Annotated in this window: 1 protein-coding gene and 2 tRNA genes; 1 reads left to right on the forward strand and 2 read right to left on the reverse strand. The window is 35.2% G+C overall.

Annotated elements, in window-relative coordinates:
* Positions 1-74, forward strand: a tRNA-Arg gene (locus ACHUFV_RS27350).
* A gap of 313 nt (positions 75-387) precedes the next feature.
* On the opposite strand, the gene ACHUFV_RS27355 is transcribed toward ACHUFV_RS27350, so the two are convergent.
* Positions 388-1,302: a tyrosine-type recombinase/integrase gene (locus ACHUFV_RS27355; RefSeq protein ID WP_394239606.1), complete on the reverse strand. Its 915-nt coding sequence runs from the start codon at positions 1,300-1,302 to the stop codon at positions 388-390.
* A 314-nt stretch (positions 1,303-1,616) separates the two neighbouring features.
* Positions 1,617-1,704, reverse strand: a tRNA-Ser gene (locus ACHUFV_RS27360).
* Positions 1,705-1,817: the final 113 nt, after the last annotated feature.

Below are 1,817 nucleotides of genomic sequence, written 5' to 3' on the forward strand. Positions count from 1 at the left end.
GCGCCTTTAGCTCAGCTGGATAGAGCAACGGCCTTCTAAGCCGTGTGTCAGAGGTTCGAATCCTCTAAGGCGCGTAATTAGAAATCGATGAGAAACAATAAAAACACATCAACACATCTAATGAAGTGTTGATGTGTTTTTATTTGTATTTGAAGTCAAATTCAAGGAAGTAAATCAAAGCAGCTCAATTGCTTCTCTAATTTTTGAGCTTTTTTGCTTAATAATGGTTCCGTTGATAGTCTAAATTTCCAATTTTAAGTACATGTTAAATCCAACATAAGCAGCAGTCAGTTTATTAATTTGACGGCTAATAGTTATATTTAATACTGATAACTATAAAAAATCCTCCCGTTGTATATTTAGAAGGGCCTAATTATTTTACCGTACTTAAAATTTCGGCAGTGCCTCCACTGCATTAACTAAATCACTATAAGAATCCTTTAAATACCTGCTGGTAGTCGCAATATTACTATGCCCAGCTAATCTTCTAACCTTTTCAATATCATTATTTGTAGCTTTTAACATCCATTTACAAAACGTATGGCGGAACATATGTGGAGTTAATTTCTTGTTTGGAAAGCTGTAACTTTCAATCATAGTTTGGATTCCCCGCACAGTAAACTTTGGTGATCGCTGACTGTAGAACACATATGGAGAGTGGTCTACATGTGGTTTATTTTTAACCATTTTTGTTCGGAATGCCAGCCAATCGTTAATTTCAGCAAGTAGTGTATTAGAAATTGGAATGGTCCTAACTTTCCTCCCTTTACCTACAACCCGAATACGTTTCAAATCTAAGTCGATGTCCGTTAATTTTAAATTGGACAGTTCATCGACACGCAGCCCAGTATATGTAAGCAAATAGACAATGGCCCGATCGCGACGATACTTCTCTTCCTGATTCACTCCCCTACTTTGAACCGGTTTACTTCTTATAATACGAAGTAGATCTTCGAATTCATCTTCCGTCAACCACATGATTCTTTCTGATACTTCATCGGCTGATTTTAAATCTTCAATATCTGCCATTGGATTATGCTGTAGTATCTTCTCTTTTATCGCCCAGGAATAGTAACTTCTTAAAGAATTGAGACGTCGATTTATAGTGGTGACGGCCAAAGGCTTTATATTTGTAGGATTTAACAATTGATCGATCCATTTACGAATATCTGCTGCAGTGACATACTCATCAGGTTGAATATTCATTGTGTTAAAAAAAACATTTAAATCATTTCTATAAGAAATAATGGTATTTTCCGACTTTCCTTTTTCCTGGAGATAAAAAATATAATCCGGTATCATTTTTTCACATCCTTCACTTATATGCTGAGTCTAAAGGATTACAATTACCAAAAAAGATATTAGTTTTATATATTATATGATGAGTAAAACACATATAATATACATTATACTACATATAATGTATATTATATGTTTAGTTAAGTTCTTTATAAACTATAATTATCTAATCAGCGCACACACGGATAAATCATTTTATTTTTCAGAGCTGTAATAATTTTAATTGATGAAAATAATAAATAGATGGACATACCAAAAACCCCTATTTTTTATAATTGGGGTTTTTGGTATGTCCATCTATTTATTATTTTTGATAACGGAGAAGGAGGGATTTGAACCCTCGCACCGGTTGCCCGATCTACGCCCTTTCCAGGGGCGCCTCTTCAGCCACTTGAGTACTTCCCCATATAAAAAAATGCCTTGAACTTGGCATAATTTATAAAAATGGCTCCGCAGGTAGGACTCGAACCTACGACCGATCGGTTAACAGCCGATAGCTCTACCACTGAGCTACTGCG

The organism is Niallia oryzisoli, from assembly GCF_043641075.1.
GTDB lineage: Bacteria > Bacillota > Bacilli > Bacillales > Cytobacillaceae > Bacillus_BD > Bacillus_BD oryzisoli_A.

Bases quoted from the DNA above. Each gene is read 5' to 3' on its own strand.
- ACHUFV_RS27355 (WP_394239606.1), bottom strand. From the start codon at position 1,302: ATGATACCGGATTATATTTTTTATCTCCAGGAAAAAGGAAAGTCGGAA.